Genomic DNA, 17,974 nt, shown 5'->3' with positions numbered 1-17,974 from the left:
GGGCGGCGAGAGCCGCCGGCGGCACAGGCCGCACCGCGTCGCCGCGATGCGGCCTTAAGGCCTTAGCCGGCGACGGCGTCCTTGAGCGCCTTGGCCGCCGCGAACGCGACCTTCTTGGAGGCGGCGATTTCGATCGCCGCGCCGGTGGCCGGGTTGCGGCCGGTGCGCGCGGGCTTGTCCTGGACCTTGAACTTGCCGAAGCCCGGCAGGTTGACCTCGTGGCCGAGCACGAGCGCTTCGCGCACGGCGCCGAGCAGGGTGTCGACAGCTTCGCGGGCCTGGGCCTTGGTCAGCTTCCCGTCGGCGGCGAGCCGTTCGGCCAGATCGGTGGTGTTCATTCAGTGCTCCTAGGGAATCGAGAAGGCGAGGTTTCACTGCGACGACGCTGCTGTCCATGGCGCTTAGCGCGGCTCGAGGCCGGCTAGGCCCGCAAGACTCGGCGTTCTTGTGGGTCTCGCGCAGACAGGGCTTTGACGCCATGCGTGGCCGATCCGAGTAAGGCGAACACCGCGGGAAATCGGCGCGCGTAGGGCGAGGGGTTCGAGGGGGACGTGCTCGAATATTTCGACGCCAGCCAAAAGTGAGTGCAAGTAAATCGCCGAGCGATTTTCATGTGATATTTTCAGCCTTTGGTTGTTTATCCGCCAGGCTCAACGCTCGTTATTTTTCCGCTTTTTGACTTGGGAAATATATCTGCCATCCTGGCGGCATGTGGGACATGCAGGATTCCTGTCGCGCTGGTCGCGCGCGCCTTCGCGTCGAAGGCTAGAGCCCCCGGGTCTAGGCGCGTCCGCCACGGCCCGGGGTGATCGGCGCCCGCGAGAATTATCGCCCGCGCCACGGCCGCATGGCCGTTCCCACATCCGCCCGCCATCATCAGCGTGAGTCGCCTGCGACGGACTTTGCGTCCGCGCGGGGCGGTCCATGCGCCTGGGCGGGTTCATCTTCCGCCTACGGGAGCCTCGCATGGCGATGACCCTCTTCGACCACCAGCAGCGATTGGACGACCTCGAGCTCGTCGTGCGGACGCTGGTGGAAACCGTTTCCACCCACCCGTCCGGACGGGCCCAGCTCGGCGAGGTCGTTCGCCGGCTTCGCGCGCGCGGCGCGAACGGCGCGGCGGCGCTCCTTGCCGGAGAGCCCGCTGAAGCCGCCTACCGCCGCTAGCGCGCCGACCTCGTCCTTTTCCTCATTCCAGCGATCTCTGGAGACATTGCACCATGACCAACGACCTTCCGCCGATCTACGCCACCTCCGAAGACTATGAGCGTTTGTCCGCCCTTCGCGGCAAGCTGCGCCCCGGGCCTGGCGCGCGCCTGCTGTTCGAGGAGCTGACGCGGCTGCAGCTGGCGGCGCCCGACGCCGAGCCCTTCGCCCGGCTGGGCGCGCGGGTGCGCTACCTCAATGCGCAGAGCCAGCGCATCAAGACCGCCCGACTGGTCCTGCCTGAGGACGAAAAGCTGCATGAGAGCTCGGTGACGGTGACCTCGCCGATGGGCGCGGCGCTGCTGGGGCTGCAGGCCGGCAGCGAGTTCACCTGGCGCGACCACGGCGGGGCGCGGCGCGGCGTCACCATGCTGGAAGTGCTCGATTAATCGTGCGGCGCGGTCGGCCCTGGACTGGCCGCGCCGCCTGTCGCCGTCAGGGCGTCGGGCCCCGCAGGCGCGCGATCCGCGCCTCAATCGCCTGTTGCTCGGACGGGGCCTTGGCGGCCCACCAGGCGCGCACGTCGCTGTTGTCGGCCGGCAGGATCCAGTCGGCGTAGGTCTTGGACGGGCCCTCCAGACCGGCGGCGTTGCGGCCGCGCAGATGGCGATCGAAGAAGGCGCGCACGAAGTCGTTCTGCGCCCCGATCATCACCCTGGCCGGGGGGGCGCCGAGCAGCGGGTCGCGGAGCGGCCGGCGGATGAACAGCGAGAAGTCCGAGAGGCCCAGGTGCCGCGCCTCGCGCAGCTGCAGGCGCTGGACCTTGGGGTCGCTGCCGGCGGCGGCGAAGGTCTCGTAGGAGAAGTCGTTGAACGCCCGCGCCCGGCCGGCCGGCGGCTCCACGCCCATGGCCTGGTAGATCGTGCGCATGTCGGAGTGGAACATCAGGAACGGGACGGGCATGGCCGCATCGAACGCCTGGAAGGGGAAGTCGGCGCCGTCCAGGTTGATGCCGGCGGCGCAGCGGCGATCGACCATGCAGACGCTGCCCGAGGTCGCGCCGCCGAACGACATGCCCATCTCGCCGACCCGGGCCAGGTCGCTGGCGGCGAGGATCGGGGCGATCGCTGCGGGGACCGCGCTGGCCTGCAGCTGGTCATGCAGGAAGATGCGGTCGGCGGCCCAGATCACGCCGCTGCGGGTGATCCGCTCGTTCTTGGCCAGGCCGGTTTCGCGAAGCTGCAGCTGACCTTCGAGGCGGGCGTCGAGGTCTTTGCCGGCGATGGCGTCGATCTGGGCCTGTTTTCCGCTGTCGTCGCCGCGATTGAACAGTTCGGGGTCCATCGGGGCCACGGTTCCGTCCGGGAACAGCGTGGCGGCGGAGTCGTAGGTGTGCTGCAGCGAGAACACGACGTAACCGTGGCTGGCCAGCTCCTCCATCAGCACCGTGTTCTGGCCGAGGAACGAGGTGAAGCCGTGGCTGTAGATCACGACCGGCAGCCTGCTCGCGCCGGGGGCCAGCGGGGCGTTCTCGTACGAATTCGTCCGCACGTGCTTGAGGTAGGTGAAGAAGGGCGGGAACTTGAACGGCGCGCCCAGGCTGCGGGCGGTGGTGGCGGCTTCCTCGTCGGTGAAGTAGGGGCGCGGCTTGAACCCGCTGGTGTCGCCGGCCGGATACCAGACCCGCACCAGCAGGCGGCGCGGCGCGCCCGGGGCCGCGGCCAGCACGCCGGTCCGGCTGGGGTCGGCGATCTCGAAGGTGCGCACCCCGACGGGGCGCTCGCCGCTCGGCCGGGGCAGGGCCCCGACCGGGAACATGACCAGGGCGGCGATTGCCGTCGCCGCCAGCAGGGTCACGAGCGGGCCTGACACATAGGGCGGGCGGCGCGACGCGGGCCGCCCGCGCAGCCGCGCGATGCCGAGACCGGCCAACAGGATCACGGCGACCGCGACGCCGAGCGCGCTCTGCCAGCGATCGTCCAGCACGCCGACGATCCCCACAGCCAGCGCCGCCAGGGCCGCGCCGAGCAGCACCCGGGGCCGGCCGGGCAGGGCCCGCAGCCACCAGGCGAGGACGAACGTCGCCAGGGCGGCGATCAGCAGGATGTCGGTTGCGGTCACATCAGCGTCCCCCGGATGGCGCGCCTCAGGGTCGTGCAAACCGGGGGGCGGCGCAATCTCCGAGGGAAGATTCCGAAGCTCTTAACCTCCCCGTGCGAGGTCGGATCGAGAGTCTGAGTTTGTAAGTTTTGAGTGGAGTGTTCGGTGCCGCAACCCGCGTATTCGAGTGCGAATGGCTACATCAGCGAGTCGTTCGTAACGCTTAAGTTCGATGTGCCGATTGACGGCGCCGCCTTGCCGAATGCGTCGGCGTTCCGGATGCAAGTCAATGGAACGGACGTCACCGTCACCAGCGTCGTCGCCGACGCTGATGCGCAGGCGGTGAAGGTCGGCTTTTTCGGGGTCGTCCTGCTCGCCGGCGATATCGTCGATTTCGACTATACAGACCCGACCGTTGGCAATGACGCCCTGGCCATCCAGGGTCTCGACGGGGCGGACGCCGCGAGCTTCAGCCACTCGGTGGTCGTCGTTATGGGGCGGCCAGGTCCGTCGGCGCCGGCTGCGCCGACGCTGGACGCCGGCAGCGACAGCGGGGTTCTCGGCGACCGGATCACCAACGACACGACGCCGACGGTCAGCGGGATCGCCGGCGCGAACAACACCGTAAAGCTCTACGACACCGACGGGACGACGCTGCTGGGGACGACCACGGCCGACAGCGGCGGCGCGTGGAGCATCACCTCGAGCGCGCTGAGCCAGGGATCCCATACGCTGAAGGTCCTGCAGGTCGACGGTTCCAGCACCGCCAGCCCGCTTTCGACCGGGCTGAACGTGACGATCGACACCAGCGCGCCGGCAGCGCCGTCGGCGCCGGACATGACGTCTGGGAGCGACGCCGGAGCGTCCAGCACCGACAACATCACCAATGACACCACGCCGACCTTCACCGGGACGGCCGAGTCCGGCTCGACGGTGACGCTCTACGACACCGACGGGACGACGGTGCTGGGATCGGCTGTCGCCACGGGCGGAAACTGGTCGATCACCAGCGTGGCGCTGAGCCAGGGGACGCACACCATCACCGCCAAGACGACCGACGCCGCGGGCAATGTCTCGGCCGCCAGTTCCGGGCTCGCGGTCACGATCGATACGGCCGCGCCGACGGTGGCGATCACCAGCAGCGCCTCCACCCTGAAGGCGGGGGAGAGCGCGACGATCAGCTTCACCTTTAGCGAGGCGGTCTCGGACTTCACTGCAGGCGACATCGTGGTGAGCGGCGGAACCTTGTCCGGCCTTTCGGGCAGCGGCCTCGTCTACTCCGCGGCCTTCACGCCGACCGCCAGTGTCAACGCCGGCACGGGCAGCGTCACGGTCTTGGCGAGCAGTTACACCGATCTGGCCGGCAACGGCGGCGGCGCGGGCGTGTCGCCGTCGCTGAGCTACGACACGCTCGTTCCGGCGACGCCGTCGACGCCTGACCTGGATGGGGCGTCCGACGACGGGACGTCCGACGTGGACGACATCACCACGGTCAAGACACCGACCTTCACCGGCGCGGCGGAGGCCGGCTCCACGGTGCGGCTGTACGACACCGACGGCACGACGGTGCTGGGCTCGACGGTGGCCACGGGCGGGATCTGGTCGATCACGTCCTCGACGCTGTCGGTCGGGACCCACACGATTACGGCCAAGGCGTTCGACGCGGCGGGCAACGTCTCGACGGCGAGCGGCGGCCTTTCGGTGACCATCAATGCACCGGTCGTTCCCGAGCACGAACCCCAACCGCCGGCCGTCACCATCGAGGTGACGCCGACAGTGACGATTTACACGGGCGATGCGACCGCCAACTTCATCCAGACTGACGGCCTGGCCCCGGCCAGGGTGTCCGGCGGCGGCGGCGACGACCGGATCTATGGCGGCGAGCACACCGACCTGCTGCACGGCAACCAGGGCGACGACTACATTCTTGGCAGCCTCGACGCCGACACGGTGATGGGCGGGCAGGGGAGCGACTTCCTGCACGGTAACCAGGGCGACGACATCGTCTTCGGCGACCTCGGCCGCGACAGCGTCGCCGGCGGGCAGGGCAATGACTTCGTGCATGGCAACGCCGGCGACGACGTGCTGCTCGGCGATCTCGGCGACGACACCCTGCTGGGCGGCCAGGGGAACGACGCCATCCAGGGCGGCGAGGGGAAGGATCTCCTCTCCGGCGACCTGGGCGATGACGTGCTGACCGGCGGCGCAGGGGCGGATCTGTTCTTCTTCCAGGCCGGCGGCGGGCGCGATGTGGTCACGGACTTCAGCCGCGCCGAGGGCGACCTCATCGTGCTGTCGACCACCCAAGCCGCCAACTTCCAGGCCCTGGGCTCGAAGATGGCCATGGTCGGCGCCGACACCGTCATCAGCCTCGGCGCTCAGACCATCGTGCTGGCCGGCGTTTCGATGAGCAGCCTGACCGCGCAGGACTTCGTGTTCGTCTGACCGGCGGCTGAGGGCGGCGGGTCAGCGGCTGACGCGGGTGTTCTCGCCGTTGCCGACGACCCGCACACGATCGCCGACCCGGAAGTCGTTCGGCCCGCCGGGCTGGACGATGGCGATCGTGCTGCCGGAATCGAGCTGGACGGTGAGTTCCAGGCCGGGGGTGTTCTGCGAACCCTGCAGCGCGCTGCCCAGGGCGCCGCCCGCGACGGCGCCGGCGACGCCGCCGGCGACGTTCGCCGCCGTCCCGCCGCCGATCTGGCTGCCGGCGATGCCGCCGAGGATCGCGCCTGTACCCATGCCCAGGCGGGTCTCGCCCGGCCGGATGTTGACCGGTCGAATGTTCTGCAGCGTGCCGAGCTCGACGCTCTGCGGGCGCATCGTCTCCGTGCGGCTGTAGCTGTTGGGCGAGGGCTGCGGCGTGCAGGCGCCGAGCAGTGCGGCGGACGCGAAGAGAGGCAGGGTAAGGTATTGAATCTTGGTCATTTCGGCGCGTCTCCACGACGAGCTGAGGCCGAGTCTAACGATTGCGGCGCTGGTTATCCCCGCCTAATTGGACCGCAGGCGGACGCCCGACGCCATCCGGTCGAATCCCGAACCGGTCTGGGGCCACCACCCCCGGTGGGCAACAGCGGCGCAGGTCATATGGTTCTTCGTTCGAGGAGGACTGGCCATGATACGAGCAAGCGTCACGCGGTCAGGCATCGGATGGCGACTAGCGCTTGGCGTCGGCGCCGTGGCGCTGTGCGCAGGCGAGGCTTCAGCCCAGTCGGGGCCGCGACCGCCACGGGACGAACTAAAGGCGTTTCCACAGGCCGGGCCTGGTCAGGTGCGCCGGGTCATCCGCCTTCCGCCCGAGCGTGACGAGAACGGGTTGAGGGTGGGCCTGATCATCGGCCGCACCATGTGGGTGGACTGCAACCGCCAGGTCTTCTCCGCCCGGATCGACGAGCGCACGGCGGAGGGGTGGGGCTACAACTACTATGTGGTCACCAATGTCGGCCCGCCCGCCAGCACCATGATGGCCTGTCCGACCAAGGCCCGCAGCCAACAGTTCGTCCGTAGCGCCGAGGAGCCGTTGCTGCGCTACAACAGCCGCCTTCCGCTGGTCGTCTTCGCACCGACGGACGTCGAGGTCCGCTACCGCATCTGGCGCGCGGGCGCTGAGGTCGTGGCGCGATGAGCGAGACCGGGGCCACGCGGCGCAGGTTCGATTGGCGGCTGTTGCTGGCGACCCGCGCCGTCATCATCGTCGCGGCGGTGGTGGCGACGATCGTTACGCTCGCGGTCTGGCGCGCGCCGTTCGGCGCTCAGCAGATCTACGCCTTCACGGACATCGCGCTGTCGTGCCTGGCGGTCTCCCGGCTGCGGACGGCCGGTTGGGTCTTCGTCGCCGTGCATCTGCTCGTCGCGATGGCGTGGTGCGAGGCGATCTGGCAACTGCCGGCACGATGGTTCGCGTAGTGCGCCGAGGCCGGCGGCGGCCACTCAGGCGCCGGCCTGATTGCAGCCGGGAGCGCCGCCGACGAGCATAGGCCTGTCAGGCAGGAAGGGCCCGCCATGCAAGGTCGACCGGACGACAGCATGGCGATGGCGCTGATCGGAACCGCCGCCGCAGTGGCGCTGCTGTACGTCTTCCGCTCGATCCTCTGGCCGTTCGCCTTCGCGGTGGTGATGGCGATCCTGATCGAGGCCTTCATCCGCGTCGTCGTCAGGCTGTTTCCCTGGGTGAACCAACAGGTCGCCATGGTCCTTTGCAGCGTAGCGTTGCTGGGGCTGCTGCTGTTGGCGGGGCTGTTCATGCTGCCGAGCCTGACCGCGCTGGGCGGCGAGGCGCCGCTGCTGCAACAGCGTCTCGACCGCTTGCTGGTCGCGGGCAGCGACCGGTTCGGGATGGAGCACCCGGTCACGGTCGGAGGGCTGATCGGCGGCATGGATCTGCGGCTCGTCGCGTCCTGGGGGCTGACCAGCCTTCGCGGCCTGACTTCCGGCTTCGTCCTGACGGCGCTGTTCCTGGTGTTCCTGCTGGCCATGCGCAACACGATCGCGCGCCGCATCCGCCTGGCGGCCGAACCGCATGGCGATGGGCCGATCGAGGTGCTGCAACGCTCCATCCGCGGGGTGGAATCGTACCTGTGGATCCAGACCATCACTGGGGTGATGAACGGCGTGGCCTCGGCGCTGGTCATGGCCGCGGTGGGGCTGGACCATTGGTTGTTCTGGGCCGTCGCGCTGTTCCTGCTGTCCTACATTCCGTTTCTCGGCGTCGCGGTCGGCAGCGTCGGGCCGGCGCTGTTCGCGCTGATTCAGTTCCCGTCGCCGATGCCCGGTGTGGTGATCTTCCTGGGGATCCAGGCCATCGCCTTCGTGGTCGGCAATCTGATCGCGCCGAAGATGCAAGCGTCGCAGCAGAACATCGACCCCTGCGCCGGCCTCATCGCGGTCGGGGTCTGGAGCATCGTCTGGGGGCTGCCGGGGGCGTTCCTGGCGATCCCCTTGACCCTGGCGCTGATCTATCAGCTGGCGGGGTATAAGCATCTGAAATGGGCCGCAATTCTGATGTCGAACGACGGCGATCCGCTGCCGAAGTCGGGTGATGGAGACGAAAATCCAGAGCGCTCCTGAGCGAGACCTGGAGCTTGGCCGACCTCAGGCCCGCCCAGGACCAGAGTTGGGGTTAACGCCCGATGGGCAGCGCGGGAGCTGACCCTGACGCTGGAGACGAAACGTCATCGGCGGCGCGCCGCCCACTTCGGAGCGCCCGGAAGGGTCGGCCGGCCATGTCCTCACAGAAGCTGTCGCTGCCGGCGCTGACCGCGATGGTGGTCGGCTCGATGGTCGGGGCCGGCATCTTCTCGCTCCCGCGCACCTTCGGCGCGGCCTCGGGTCCGGTCGGCGTGCTGATCACCTGGGTGATCGCCGGCGGGGGCATGTACATGCTGGCCCGCGTCTTCCAGGCCCTGGCCGAACGCAAGCCCGACCTCGATGCCGGGGTGTTCGCCTACGCCAAGGCCGGGTTCGGCGACTATCCGGGCTTTCTGTCGGCGTTCGGCTATTGGATCGGCAGTTGCATCGGCAACGTCTCCTACTGGGTGCTGATCAAGGCCACGCTGGGCGCGTTCTTCCCGGTGTTCGGCGACGGCAACACGGTGACGGCGATCATCGTCGCGTCGATCGGCATCTGGCTGTTCCACTTCATGATCCTGCGCGGCGTGAAGAACGCGGCGCTGGTCAACACCATCGTCACCGTCGCCAAGATCGTCCCGATCCTGGTCTTCATCGTCGTCCTCGCCTTTTCGATCCGAGCGGGGATGTTCCGCGAGAACTTCTGGGGCGGCGTGGGCATGCCGCAGACGAGCCTGTTCGAGCAGGTGCGCGCGACCATGCTGGTCACGGTCTTCGTCTTCCTCGGCATCGAGGGGGCCAGCGTCTATTCGCGTTATGCGAAGAAGCGCTCGGACGTCGGGGCGGCGACCATTATCGGCTTCATCGGCGTGACCGCCTTGATGGTGCTGGTCACCATGCTGCCGTTCGCCGTCCTGCCGCGGGCCGAGATCGCCGACATGCGTCAGCCGTCGATGGCCGCGCTGCTCGAGGCCGTAGTCGGGCCGTGGGGCGCGGTGTTCGTCAGCGTCGGGCTGGTGGTGTCGGTGCTGGGCGCCTACCTGGCCTGGTCGTTGATCGCGGCCGAGGTGCTGTTCGTCGCGGCCAAGAACCAGGACATGCCCAAGGTCTTCGCGACCGAGAACAAGAACCAGGTCCCGGCCGCGGCGCTCTGGATGACCAACGCCGTCGTGCAGCTGTTCGTGATCAGCACCTATTGGTCAAGCGACGCCTTCGCGCTGATGCTCAGCCTGACCAGCGCGATGTCGCTGATCCCCTACATGCTGGTGGCCGCCTACGGCCTGAAGCTGGCGCGTGGGCGGCTGACCTACGAGACGCGGCCGCAGGAGCGCAACCGCGACCTGATCTTTGCGGGGATCGCGACGCTCTACACGATCTTCATGATCCTGGCGGGCGGGCTGAAGTTCCTGCTGCTCTCGGCGGTGCTCTATGCGCCCGGCACGCTGCTCTACCTGTGGGCCCGGCGCGAACGGGGGCGGCGGGTCTTCCGCGGCCTCGACTGGGCGCTGCTGGCGATCGCGGTCATCGGCGCCGTGTACGGCCTCTACGCCCTCGCGTCGGGGCGGATCACTCTCTGAAATCGCTGAACGGAGACATCCCATGGCAGGCGAGTACGGCGTCCATTCCGAAGTCGGCCAGCTGCGCAAGGTCATGGTCTGCGCGCCGGGCCGCGCCCACCAGCGGCTCACCCCCAGCAATTGCGACGACCTGCTGTTCGACGACGTGATGTGGGTCGAGAACGCCAAGCGCGACCACTTCGACTTCACCCAGAAGATGCGCGACCGGGGGATCGAGGTGTTGGAGATGCACAATCTCCTGACCGAGGTGGTCGGCACGCCGGAGGGGCGCGCGTGGATCCTCGACAACCAGGTGGTCGCCAACCAGGTCGGCGTCGAACTGCTCGGCGAGGTGCGAAGCTATCTCGACGGGCTGCCGGACCGCGAGCTGGCCGAGGTGCTGATCGGCGGACTGTCGACCGAGGAGTTTCCCGACGAGCTCGGCGGCGCGATGTTGCCGCTGATCCGTGACGCCGCCGGGGTGGCCGAGTACCTGCTGCCGCCGCTGCCCAACACGCTCTACACGCGCGACACGACCTGCTGGATCTATGGCGGGGTGACGCTCAACCCGCTCTGCTGGCCGGCGCGGCACGAGGAGACGATCCTCACCACGGCGATCTACAAGTTCCACCCCGACTTCGCCGGCAAGGTGAAGGTGTGGTGGGGCGATCCGACCGCCGACTGGGGGCTGGCGACGCTCGAGGGCGGCGACGTCATGCCGATCGGCAAGGGCAATGTGCTGATCGGCATGAGCGAGCGCACCTCGCGCCAGGCGATCGGCCAGCTGGCCAACAAGCTGTTCGCGGAGGGCGCGGCGAGCCGGGTGATCGTGGCCGCCATGCCCAAGCTGCGCGCGGCCATGCACCTGGACACCGTGCTGACGTTCGCCGACCGCGACTGCCTGCTGATCTATCCGGACATCGTCGACCAGGTTCACGCCTACTCCTATCGGCCGGGCGACAAGGCCGGGACGCTGGACCTGCGGCGCGACAGCGGCTCGCTGGTCGAGACCATCGGCGAGGCCTTGGGCGTCAAGGCGATGAGGGTCGTGGAGACCGGCGGCACGGCCTACCAGCGCGAGCGCACCCAGTGGGACAGCGGCGCGAACCTGGTCTGCGCCTCGCCGGGGGTGGTCTACGCCTATGACCGCAACACCTACACCAACACCCTGCTGCGCAAGGCCGGGATCGAGGTGATCACGATCGCCGGGGCCGAGCTCGGGCGTGGGCGCGGGGGCGGACACTGCATGACGTGCCCGCTGCAGCGCGACGCGGTGGAGTTCTAGTGCTCATGCGCCTTGCGGCGGCCATCGCCGTGGCGGCGCTCAGCGTGGCTGTGAGCGCCCAGGCCCAGGAACGCGACCCCAGCGCCCGTTACGACATCGACGACGCCCTGCATCGTCGGCCGCATGACGTGTCCGAGCTGCCGAGCGTCGAGGCGGCGCGCGGGCGGGCCCTGACCTTCGATGCGTCGGTCGGCGGGACGCTCACGACCAACGCCGGGACGAGCCGATGGGACGCGATCGAAACGGGCTACGTGACGCCGGCGCTGGGATTGAGCGTCACGCCTGTTCCGGCCTGGGGTTGGGAGGTCGGCGGCGGCGCGATGCTCGATGGCGACTACTATTCCAGCGACTATGACGACGACCTGGGGGAGGGGCGGGCCGAGGCGTTCGTCTTCGCCGAGCGGCCGCTGGGCGCGGGAACGTTCACGGCCGAGTTCATCTACGTCGGAACCTATGAGAACGACTTTTCCGACCGCGACTTCGACCTGCAGATCTTTGATCTGACCTACAGCGCCCGCTTGGGTGCGATCGACGCCGACGTGTCGGCCGAATACCAGGATTCCGACGTGCCGGAGCTGCGCCGCACGCGGCTCACCGCGATGATCGGGCACACCTTGGCGCAGCCGCAGCTGGGTCACGAGATCACGATCGAAGGCGACCTGGCGTTTTCCGACTTCACGAGCGGGGCGAACGCCAACCGCAACGACGTGACCGCCGCGCTGGTGCTGACCGCAGAGCGTGAGCTGGGCCGGGGCGTGTCGCTGACGTGGGAGGCGGCGTTCGTGAACCGCTTTTCCAACCGCGAGCGGTCCCGCTTCACCGCGCTGGATCTGGGGGTCGAGATTGCAAAAGCCTTCTAGCCCCAGAGGTCCGCCATGACCCCCGATCCCGTCGCCGACCAGAAATTGTCGCTGAAGGCGCTGATCGCCCTGGTGATCGGTTCGATGATCGGCGCCGGCATCTTCGCGTTGCCGGCCACGTTCGCGCGCACGACCGGCGGCGCCGGCGCGATGGTCGCGTGGGCGATCTCGGGCGCGGGCATGCTGATGCTGGCGTTCGTCTTCCAGGCGCTGGCGCAGCGCCGGCCGGACCTGGACGCGGGCATCTTCGCCTACGCCAAGGCCGGCTTTGGCCGCTACCTAGGCTTCATCTCGGCGATCGGCTACTGGACCGGCGCGTGTTTCGCCGACACCGCGTGCCTGATCCTGATCAAGTCGACGTTGGGCAAGTACTTCCCGGTGTTCGGCGACGGCACCACGCTGGTGGCGATCATCGGCGCCTCGCTGATCGTCTGGGGCGTGCACTTCCTGGTGCTGCGCGGGGTCAAGAGCGCCGCGCTGCTCAACACCATCGCCACCTACGCCAAGATGATCCCGATCGGGCTGTTCCTGCTGGTCATCGTCACCGGCGTGCGGGCCGACATCTTCGCGCTCAACTTCTGGGGCGGCGAGCCTCCGGGCCTCGGAACCCTGGCCAGCCAGGTCCGCGCCACCCTGATGCTGACGGTGTTCGTGTTCGTCGGGCTGGAGGGGGCCAGCGTCTATTCGCGCTACGCCAAGCGGCGCGAGGACGTCGGCGTCGCCACGGTGCTCGGCTTCCTCGGCGTGCTTTGCCTGCTGGTGCTGGTCACGCTGTTGTCTTTCGGGGTCATGCTGCGCCCGGACCTGGCGGCGCTGGCCGAGCCGTCGATGGCCGGGATCATGGACTACCTACTCGGTCCGTGGGGCGCGCTGCTGGTCAGCGTCGGACTGCTGATCTCGGTGCTGGGCAACTACCTGTCCTGGTGTCTGCTGTCGGCGGAGGTGATGCATGTCGCCGCGCAGGACGGCACGCTGCCGTCCTATCTCGGCAAGGAGAACGCGGCCGGCGCGCCGGCCGCGGCGCTGTGGTTCAGCAACGGCGTCATCCAGGTCTTCCTGATCATCTCGTGGTTCGCCGAGGAGGCCTTCGTCATGGCCCTGAAGATGACCAGCGCCATGGTGTTGATCCCCTACCTGCTGGTCGCCGCCTATGGTCTCAAGCTGGCCTGGAGCGGCGAGACCTATGCGGCGGGCTCGACGTCGCGCCGGCAGGACCTGATCCGCAGCCTGGTGGCGAGCGCCTACATCAGCCTGATCATCATCGTCGGCGGAGCCAAGTACGTGGTGCTGTCGACGCTGCTCTACCTGCCGGCCACGATCCTGTTCTTCCACGCAATGCGCGAGCAGAAGCTGAAGGTGTTCAGCCAGCGCGAGCTGCTGCTGTTCGGCCTGGTGATCGTCAGCGCGGCCGTCGGGGCCTACGGACTATCGACGGGCGCGATCACGCTCTGAGCCGTCGTCTGTGATGTCTGGGGAGTGTGGTCACCCCCCAGCCCTTCGCTGGACTGGGGGGTGATGGTGCCGCCGGGCAGGATTGAACTGCCGACCTCAGCCTTACCAAGGATGCGCTCTACCACTGAGCTACGGCGGCGACGAGGCGCGGGCTATAGCCAAACCCGCCTCCGGTGGAAAGCCCCAATTTGAAGAAACTGTCCTTGACCTGTGGAGCGTCTCGCCGCACCCCCGGTTTTGATGGGAAAGCACGACAAAACCCCCGAGAACGATCGCGAGGCGAAGCTGGCCGCGGCGCTGCGCGCCAACCTGCGTCGGCGCAAGGCGGCGCCGAAGCCGGTCGAGTCGCCGGCTCCGAAGGCGGACGATTCGGACAAGGTCTCGTGATGGGCGCCCCGCTATTCGGCGCCGCAGCATCGCGATAGATAGCGGCCAAAGGGTCCGAAGGCGCGGTCATCGCGCCAGGACTGCCGAGGGACACGTTTGGATCGCATCGCCATCACCGGCGGCGCACGTCTGATGGGCGAAATCCCCATCAGCGGCGCCAAGAATTCCGCCATCAAGCTGATGGCGGCGAGTTTGCTTACCGACGAACCGCTACGCCTGACCAACATGCCCCGGCTGGCCGACACCCGGCTGCTGGCGCGGCTGCTGCGCCGCCTGGGGACCGAAGTCGTCGAACTGGACGGCGAGGACGGGCCTGAGACGGTGCTGCACACCCGCGAGATCGTCAGCGCGCTGGCCCCCTATGATCTGGTCCGCCAGATGCGGGCCTCGTTCAACGTGCTGGGGCCGCTGATCGCCCGCACCGGCCATGCCAAGGTCTCGCTGCCCGGCGGCTGCACCATCGGCGCGCGGCCGGTCGACCTGCACCTTGAGGCGCTGCGGGCGCTGGGGGCGTCGATCGATCTGCACGAGGGCTATGTCTACGCCCAGGCGCCGCGCGGGCTGACCGGGGCGGAGATCGCGTTTCCGTTCGTCTCGGTCGGGGCGACCGAGCACGCCATGCTGGCCGCGGTCCTGGCCAAGGGGACGAGCGTGCTGAGCAACGCCGCCTGCGAACCGGAGCTGGGCGACCTGGCCGACTGCCTCAACGCCATGGGCGCGAAGGTGTCGGGGGCGGGGACCTCGACCATCGTCATCGAGGGCGTCGAGCGCCTGCACGGCGCGACGCATTCAGTGATCGCCGACCGCATCGAGACCGGCACCTACGCCCTGGCCGCGGCGATGGCGGGCGGGCAGGTGCGGCTGACCAACACCCGCTGCGACTTCGTCGAGGCGCTGCTGGTCAAGATGGAGGAGGCCGGGGTCGAGGTGGAGCGCCACGACGACGGCATGACCATCCGCCGCAACGGCGCGCGGCTGAAGGCGGTGGAGGTCGAAACCGACCCCTATCCCGGATTCGCCACCGACCTGCAGGCGCAGTTCATGGCGCTGATGACGCTGGCCGACGGCGAGAGCGTGATCACGGAGACCATCTTCGAGAACCGCTTCATGCACGCGCCGGAGCTGTCGCGCCTGGGGGCCGAGATCGCCGTCCATGGCGGCGAGGCGCGGGTGCGCGGCGTCGAGGTGCTGGAAGGCGCTCAGGTGATGGCCACCGACCTGCGCGCCTCGGTCGGCCTGGTGATCGCCGCCCTGGCCGCGAATGGGGAAACCATGGTCAGTCGCGTCTATCATCTGGACAGAGGCTTCGAGCGGCTGGAAGAGAAGCTCAGCGCCTGTGGCGCAAACGTCCGCCGGATCATCGGCGACGGCGAGCCCGAGGATTGAGATGACCAAAGCTGCTCCTCTGAGGCTGCTGGCCGAAGACGCCGAGGATCTGAAAGTGATCGCCGCGGCGCTGCAGGACGCCGTCGGCAAGATCGGCGACATCTCCTATGAGCCGGCGGGCCGGCGGCTGACCCTGGCGTTCAACCGCTATCGCTGGGAAGCCAAGGGCGGCGAGCGCGTGCGATCGGCCCTGCAGGTCGGCGGGGTGATGAAGGTCCAGGCCCGCAAGCTGCGGCGCAACGCCAAGGACGCGGTGGTCGAACTGCTGGACGTGGCCTTCGAGCCGGGCGAGGCGCCCGGAGGGGCGGTGACCTTCACCTTCGCCGGCGGCGGCGACCTGCGGGCCGAAGTCGAGTGCCTGGACGTGGTGCTGGCCGACGTCAGCGCCCCCTGGGCGACGCCGCGGACGCCGAAGCACGAGGACTAGGCGGACGCGTCGCTAACGCGCAAGCGCTCGGAGCTGTTTCATCCAGCTGTAAGTCTTGCCCAAGTATGCGCTGCCTTCTTTGCTGAGGTGGCCTTCGTCCCGGTAGATATACAGATCGCCTCTTTTCGGACGGCAGACGTCTTTCGAGCAGATTTCGTTGGTGAGCCAAAATACCGGAACTTCGCCCAGCAACGAGTGCAGGAATACGAACGGGGTGTGCGTCATGTCCAAGGCGAAGTTGCACACTTCGTCCGGCCAGTTGGCGATCGAGGCGCGGGCGGCGCAAAGGCCATTGTTCCACCCGCTGCGCGGGGTTGGCGAAACGATTATGACGCGCGGGCCGATGGCTCTGATCGCATTTGCGGTCTTGATGAGTTCGTCGTGAAGTATCGCCACTTCATCGGGTTTGTGGACGTGGCCGTCACGAGTCATGAAGTCGCCTTCAACCATGCTGAAGGGTGACGACAGTATAACTAGATCGAATTCATGATGCTGACTGATGAATTTGACCACATCGTCGTTGAAGGCGATGCACTTCCGCGACCATTTTTCGGGATACTCGGCGGAGTCGATGGGCGCGACGCCAATTATCGGGGCGCAAACTGACATCGTTTCTTGCTGAAGGCGTATGTTTGGTTCGCTTGCCAAGATCCCCTGGGCGAGGTGCATCGCGAAGCTGTCGCCCCATAGCAGCACGTTGGGGTGGCTTGCCGTCATGCAGTTCGCCGAGTGATTGAAGCCGTCTTCGCAGTCTTCGCTGAGGCCGTAGTTGATCGTCAGCCGTTCCTCCAGATTGCCAAGGCTCGCGCCCTCCCGGCTGCGAGACGCAAAGCCGTCGTTGACGGAGCCCGCAACGCCCAGGCCGATGAACAGGGCGCCGATGACGCCGCTGGCTGCGAACATGCCGCGCCGTGTCGGCAGGATTGAGCGCTGTCCGTTGCGGAACGGCTTCTCGATATATCGCCAGCTGAAATGCGCCAGGATGAGCGACAGCGCTGCGAGCGCGATCATCAACACCGTCGAGGGCTCGGTGAAGCTGCGAATTCGTGCGAATGCAAACAGCGGCTGGTGCCACAGGTACGCGCTGTAGCTGATCAGGCCGACGCCGACGAAGGCTCGGGTTCTCAGCAGGCTCGCCGTCCAGGTGCCGGCGCCTCCGAACAGGATGATTAGCGCCGTGCCCAGAACTGGGACGAGCGCGTAGGTGCTGGGGAACGGCACAGCGTCGTCGTAGATCAGGATCGCAAATACGATCAGTCCGAGGCCTGCTGCGCTCAGCCAGTTGCTTGTCCGCTGTTCGCGATCGCGCAGCCAGAAGGCGCATATCGACCCGGCCAGCAGCTCCCATGCCCGTGTCGGGGCGAGATAGAAATTGGCGGTGGGCTCGTGGCGCCAGCCCCACTCGCTGATCAGCAGGCTGAGCGCCGCGACGGCGCAGATCAGCCAGAACACGCGACGTCGGCCAAGGCGCCACGTCGCCAGCAGAAACAGCGGGAAGAGCAGGTAGTACTGCTCCTCGACCGCCAAGCTCCACGTGTGCAGGAGCGGCTTCAGGTCGACTTCCGGCGCGAAGTATCCCTCTTCGCGCCAAAACTGAATGTTTGAGATGAACAATACGACCGAGACTATGCTCTTGGAGAAGCGTTCCAGCTCGGACGGCAGCATCCACATCCATGCGAATGGGATGCAGCAAACGATTACGAAAAACAGCGCTGGTAGAATGCGTCTCGCACGGCGCTCGTAGAAGCGAGGTATTGAATAATCGCCGCTCTCCAGCTCGGAGAGTAGTATCGAGGTGATGAGATATCCGCTGATGACAAAGAATATATCGACGCCGACGTAGCCGCCTTTAAATATGCTCAGGCCCGCATGAAACAAGATCACGGGAATGACGGCGACCGCCCGCAAGCCGTCGATCTCTGGGCGGTAGTCTAGGCGCGACATCTGAGTCCCTTTGCGCACAGAGCGCCAGCGCCCCGGCTCGAACCGCCGTGCCCGCGCGCTATACTGAGATGAAAATCACGCGAACAAGCCTCGTCGACCTGCAGCCGGAGCCGCAAAGCTTGAATGACCGGCATTCAGTCAATCGCGCCGAGGTAATGGATCCTAAATCAAGGGATAGGAGCGGGCAGTCCAATCGCCAAGACCTAAGCTTGACCAGAGACATCCGGTCGCACCCACGTCGAGCTGGGCGCCTTCAGTCACATGCATTTGGCCGAACTGTTGGCTGTCGCCGGCGCGCGCGAACTGGCCCTAGGGTGTCTTTAGAGGCGGTCTCCCTCCCGCGGTCCGGGCTTCACCGGATGTC

The 17,974-nt window shown here is 67.6% G+C and carries 17 protein-coding genes and 1 tRNA gene; 13 read left to right on the top strand and 5 right to left on the bottom strand.

From position 1 onward, the window contains the following. Nucleotides 1–62: 62 nt before the first annotated feature. Nucleotides 63–338, bottom strand: coding sequence for an HU family DNA-binding protein (locus C0481_RS18815; RefSeq protein ID WP_293406690.1), 276 nt, complete (start codon nt 336–338; stop codon nt 63–65). Between the two features lie 628 nt (nt 339–966). On the opposite strand from C0481_RS18815, the gene C0481_RS18810 reads away from it, so the two are divergent. Together C0481_RS18810 and C0481_RS18805 are read left to right on the top strand one after the other, a co-directional pair. Continuing rightward, on the top strand, nt 967–1,167 hold the full coding sequence (locus C0481_RS18810) for a hypothetical protein (RefSeq protein ID WP_293406688.1): 201 nt from the start codon (nt 967–969) through the stop codon (nt 1,165–1,167). Nucleotides 1,168–1,220: 53 nt separating this feature from the next. Then, nucleotides 1,221–1,595 (top strand): GreA/GreB family elongation factor, encoded by a 375-nt coding sequence (locus C0481_RS18805; RefSeq protein ID WP_293406686.1) that lies wholly within the window; start codon nt 1,221–1,223, stop codon nt 1,593–1,595. Nucleotides 1,596–1,641: 46 nt separating this feature from the next. Here C0481_RS18805 and C0481_RS18800 read toward each other — a convergent pair whose 3' ends face one another. After that, nucleotides 1,642–3,267 carry a hypothetical protein gene (locus tag C0481_RS18800; protein ID WP_293406684.1) on the bottom strand — a complete coding sequence of 542 codons (1,626 nt, stop codon included), beginning with the start codon at nt 3,265–3,267 and terminating at the stop codon, nt 1,642–1,644. 258 nt (nt 3,268–3,525) lie between these two features. On the opposite strand from C0481_RS18800, the gene C0481_RS18795 reads away from it, so the two are divergent. Continuing rightward, the gene (locus C0481_RS18795) at nt 3,526–5,691 is read left to right on the top strand and encodes an Ig-like domain-containing protein (RefSeq protein ID WP_293406682.1); all 2,166 of its coding nucleotides are present in this window, start codon (nt 3,526–3,528) and stop codon (nt 5,689–5,691) included. A gap of 21 nt (nt 5,692–5,712) precedes the next feature. Here C0481_RS18795 and C0481_RS18790 read toward each other — a convergent pair whose 3' ends face one another. Further along, nucleotides 5,713–6,174, bottom strand: coding sequence for a hypothetical protein (locus C0481_RS18790; protein WP_293406680.1), 462 nt, complete (start codon nt 6,172–6,174; stop codon nt 5,713–5,715). Between the two features lie 187 nt (nt 6,175–6,361). Here C0481_RS18790 and eco point away from each other — a divergent pair, with 187 nt between their 5' ends. The 7 genes from eco (at nt 6,362) to C0481_RS18755 (ending at nt 13,466) form a co-directional block, all read left to right on the top strand. Then, on the top strand, nt 6,362–6,871 hold the full coding sequence (gene eco / locus C0481_RS18785) for a serine protease inhibitor ecotin (protein WP_293406678.1): 510 nt from the start codon (nt 6,362–6,364) through the stop codon (nt 6,869–6,871). Further along, entirely contained in the window at nt 6,868–7,152 is a 285-nt protein-coding gene (locus tag C0481_RS18780) for a hypothetical protein (protein WP_293406676.1), read from the top strand. The genes eco and C0481_RS18780 overlap by 4 nt, the downstream gene beginning before the upstream one ends. Before the next feature lie 96 nt (nt 7,153–7,248). Continuing rightward, entirely contained in the window at nt 7,249–8,313 is a 1,065-nt protein-coding gene (locus tag C0481_RS18775; RefSeq protein WP_293406674.1) for an AI-2E family transporter, read from the top strand. Nucleotides 8,314–8,468: 155 nt separating this feature from the next. Then, nucleotides 8,469–9,890, top strand: coding sequence for a basic amino acid/polyamine antiporter (locus tag C0481_RS18770; protein WP_293406672.1), 1,422 nt, complete (start codon nt 8,469–8,471; stop codon nt 9,888–9,890). Nucleotides 9,891–9,912: 22 nt separating this feature from the next. Further along, complete coding sequence (locus C0481_RS18765) at nt 9,913–11,154, top strand: arginine deiminase (RefSeq protein ID WP_293406670.1); 1,242 nt, start codon at nt 9,913–9,915, stop codon at nt 11,152–11,154. After that, a complete protein-coding gene (locus C0481_RS18760) occupies nt 11,154–12,014 on the top strand; it encodes a hypothetical protein (protein WP_293406668.1) in 861 nt (286 codons plus the stop codon). Before C0481_RS18765 ends, C0481_RS18760 begins: the two co-directional genes overlap by 1 nt. A gap of 15 nt (nt 12,015–12,029) precedes the next feature. Then, a complete protein-coding gene (locus C0481_RS18755; RefSeq protein WP_293406666.1) occupies nt 12,030–13,466 on the top strand; it encodes a basic amino acid/polyamine antiporter in 1,437 nt (478 codons plus the stop codon). A 64-nt stretch (nt 13,467–13,530) separates the two neighbouring features. Here C0481_RS18755 and C0481_RS18750 read toward each other — a convergent pair. Next, nucleotides 13,531–13,605, bottom strand: a tRNA-Thr gene (locus C0481_RS18750). Nucleotides 13,606–13,676: 71 nt separating this feature from the next. On the opposite strand from C0481_RS18750, the gene C0481_RS18745 reads away from it, so the two are divergent. The 3 genes from C0481_RS18745 to C0481_RS18735 all read left to right on the top strand — a co-directional run bounded on the left by C0481_RS18745 (nt 13,677) and on the right by C0481_RS18735 (nt 15,666). Next, nucleotides 13,677–13,853 (top strand): hypothetical protein, encoded by a 177-nt coding sequence (locus C0481_RS18745; RefSeq protein ID WP_293406664.1) that lies wholly within the window; start codon nt 13,677–13,679, stop codon nt 13,851–13,853. A 96-nt stretch (nt 13,854–13,949) separates the two neighbouring features. Continuing rightward, nucleotides 13,950–15,239 (top strand): UDP-N-acetylglucosamine 1-carboxyvinyltransferase, encoded by a 1,290-nt coding sequence (gene murA / locus C0481_RS18740; protein ID WP_293406662.1) that lies wholly within the window; start codon nt 13,950–13,952, stop codon nt 15,237–15,239. Between the two features lies 1 nt (nt 15,240). Then, the gene (locus C0481_RS18735) at nt 15,241–15,666 is read left to right on the top strand and encodes a DUF2948 family protein (RefSeq protein ID WP_293406660.1); all 426 of its coding nucleotides are present in this window, start codon (nt 15,241–15,243) and stop codon (nt 15,664–15,666) included. Nucleotides 15,667–15,678: 12 nt separating this feature from the next. On the opposite strand, the gene C0481_RS18730 is transcribed toward C0481_RS18735, so the two are convergent. Continuing rightward, nucleotides 15,679–17,610 (bottom strand): acyltransferase family protein, encoded by a 1,932-nt coding sequence (locus C0481_RS18730; protein WP_293406658.1) that lies wholly within the window; start codon nt 17,608–17,610, stop codon nt 15,679–15,681. Nucleotides 17,611–17,974 lie beyond the last annotated feature (364 nt).

This window comes from Phenylobacterium sp. (assembly GCF_013822795.1).
Taxonomy (GTDB): Bacteria; Pseudomonadota; Alphaproteobacteria; order Caulobacterales; family Caulobacteraceae; genus Phenylobacterium.
This window is presented reverse-complemented; position numbering and strand designations above follow the sequence as displayed.